Source organism: Roseateles sp. P5_E8 (assembly GCF_054177665.1).
This window is the reverse complement of sequence record NZ_JBGCUM010000119.1, coordinates 1-3,119: the sequence shown is the minus strand read 5'-3', so window position 1 is coordinate 3,119 and position 3,119 is coordinate 1. Positions and strand designations below refer to the sequence as shown.

The following is a 3,119-nucleotide window of genomic DNA, read 5'->3' as shown; positions in this document are numbered from 1 at the left end:
TGGGCTGGGCGGCACAGCTGCGGCGCGGCCAGCCGGTGGGCGCCGGCGGCTGGCGCACGGTGGGCTTCAGCACCGTGTCCGACCTGCGACCCGGCCACCCGCAGGTGGCCACCGTGGCGCTGCCGTCGACGCTGCTGCCGGGGCTGGGCGCGCACACGCTGTTCATCGCCGTGCACCACGCCGACGACCCGCTCATCAGCGACGAGAGCGACGCCAGCGCCGCGGCCGATGCGCTGCGGCAGGTGGCGCTGCGCCACATCACGGTGGACGCGCTGGTGCCRGTGGCGGCCAGCGGCCCGACCATCACGCCCGGCCGCTTCCTGCCCATCGGCCCGGCGCCCATGCTCAACGGCCTGGCCCAGGGCGGCCCGCCGGTGGCCGGGCGCACGCCGGGCGTGGCGGTGTCGCGCCATGGCGACCGGGTCTACATCGGCACCGCCAACGGCGGCGTCTGGCGCAGCGACGATGCCGGTGCGAGCTGGCGCTCCTGCATGGAGGCCTTCGACCTCGACCCGGCGGTGCTGAGCAGCACCACGCTGGCCTGTCCGGCGGTGGCCATCCACCCCGACCACCCCGAGCGCGTCTTCGTCGGCACCGGCGAGCCCTTCGGCAACCTGGACGCCTACTTCGGCATCGGCCTGCTGGTGTCGCTGGACGGCGGCCGCAACTGGCTGCGCGAGGACACCGTCTTCACCGGGCCGGTGGTGCTGCCGGCCGTGATCCCGCCGGCCGCAGCGCTGCAGACCGGTGCGCTGTTGCAAGGTGCCGGCTGCTACGGCGTGGTGGTGGACCCCGATGCGCCCGAGCGCGCGCTGGCGGCCACGTCGGCCGGCGCCTTCCTGCGCGAGGCCGATGGCGAAGGTGGCTTTCGCTGGCGGCGGCTGTGGTTCGCCACCACGGTGGTGGGCGGCGCGGCGACGGCCGCGAGCGACAACCTGCGCGTCACCGGCGTGGCACTGGCGGCCACCGGCGGCATCACGACCTTCTTTGCAGTGACCGATGGCGGCCAGGTCTACAGCCTCACCAGCGGCGACGCGACGTTCACGGCCGGCCAGCCGGTGTTCATGCCGCTGGCGGCGCTGCCGGGCGGCGTGGTGGCCGGCCAGCGCTGCACCATCGCCACCAAGGAGGACGACCCCAGCGTCCTCTACCTGATCCGCCGCAACGGCGCCGCCTTCCGCTGGGACGCCGGCCCGGCGCGCTGGGGCACGATAGGCCCGATGCCGGTGGACCTGTATGGCAACACCTGGATCGGCACCCAGGGCTGGTACGACCTGGCGCTGGCGGTGGACCCCGGCAACGTCAACGCCATCGTGCTGGGCGGCGCCACGGTGAAGGCCGATGCCGACGCGCTCGCGCCCCCGCCCACGGGCAACTGGTTCTCGTCGATCTGGGCCTGCACGGTTGCACCCAACGGCGCCAACTGGACGCTGGCCGCCACCTACATCGGCGCGCGTGCCCATGCCGACGTGCACCGCCTCGTCTTCACCCCGGGCGACCGCAACCAGCTCTGGACCGGCAACGACGGCGGCCTGTTCCGCTGCGACGGCTGGGACCAGCCCGGCGCGCGCTTCGTGGCGCTGAACCGCGGGCTCAACACGCTGTCTGGCAACAGCGTCGACTCCCACCCCGCCGAGCCGGCGCTGCTGCTGCTGTCCACGCAGGACAACGGCGCCGCGCTGGGCCTGGGCACGCCGGGCTGGCGCATGGTGCTGCAGGGCGACAGCGGGTCGGCGGTGTGGCACTGGGGCGATGTGCTCAACGGCGTGGCGCCGCGCGTGCTCATCAGCTACACGGACCGCACGCTGTATCGCTTTGCGGCCAGCGGCACGGGTGCCGCGACGGAGATCGACGTCAACGACGTCTCGGCCAACTTCGCGTTCTACGTGCCCATGGTTGGCTCGCCGCCCGAGACCGACATCGCCAAAGTCGCACAGGCCAACCGTGTGGCCGTCGGCGGCAACCGCCTGTGGCTGACCGATGCCTTCGGCGGCACACCGTTAGGAGCCAGCACCCTGGGCGACTGGGTATCGCTGCCGAGCAACACGGCGGCCGACGCGTTCGCGACTCGCACGCCAGCGGGTTCTTTTGTCGTGACCCAGGTCATCGTCGCCATCCTGTTCCTCAGCCACGACCGCATCGTCGCCGGCACCAACCAGGGCGAATGCTTCCTGTATGAACGCAACGGCGGCGCCTGGCGCGGCCCGCAGCGGCTGGCGCAAGGCGTGTGGCCGCTGCCCGTGCCGCCCGACGTGGGCACCGTCAAGCCGCCGGCACCGGCCGTCACCGGCCTGTGCCGCGACCCGGCGGGCAGCGCCACCACCTTCTACGCCTGCGTCGGCGGCACGGCCGCACGCCAGCGCGTGTGGCGCTGCACGTTCACGCTGGACGGCGCCGGCAATGTCACCGCCACCACCTGGACGCTGCGCGCCGGCGACGCCCTGCACAGCCTGCTGGACGTCAACCACAACGCCATTGCCAGCGTGGCCGGCGACCTTTATGTGGCGGCCGACATCGGCCTGTGGCGCAGCACCGACCTGGGCGCCACCTGGAACCCGGCCGGCGACGGCCTGCCCGATGCGCCGCTGCTGGACCTGGAGGCCCTGCCCGGCAACACGCTGCGCGTGTCCACCCACGGCCGGGGCACCTATGAGCGCCAGCTGCCGCCGGGCCCGGTGGCGCGCGTGCGCCTGCTGGTGCGCGACACGCTGCTGGACCGCGGCCTGGCCGCCACCACCTATGCCAACCGGCGCGACCACCTCGGCAACGCGGTGGCCGCCGCCGCCAGCCCGGACATCGTCGTCGACGCACCGGTGGCCGGCGCCTACCAGTCGTCACCCAATCTGGGCCTGGACCATATCGGCTTTGCGGCGCTGACGGACCGCAGCGCGCAGGTCGCCACGCACGCCTCGGGCGTGCTCAACCGCGTGCATGTGCAGGTGCAGAACACCGGCGCCGACGCCTGCACCGGCGCCGTCGTGCTGCTGCTGCTGGCCCAGGCCGCCGCCGGCAGCCCGCCGCCGCTGCCGGCCGACTTTGCCGGCGCGCTGCGCGCCGGCCTGCCCGTCAGCGGCGGTGGCTGGTCCACCGTGGGCCTGCGCCGCCAGGGCCCGCTGGAT

At 74.0% G+C, this 3,119-nt stretch carries 1 protein-coding gene; it reads left to right on the top strand.

Annotated features, from left to right (window positions below):
• Nucleotides 1-3,119 (top strand): hypothetical protein (locus tag ACXRVZ_RS27445; RefSeq protein ID WP_458233115.1); only part of this gene is annotated, 3,119 nt, incomplete at both ends.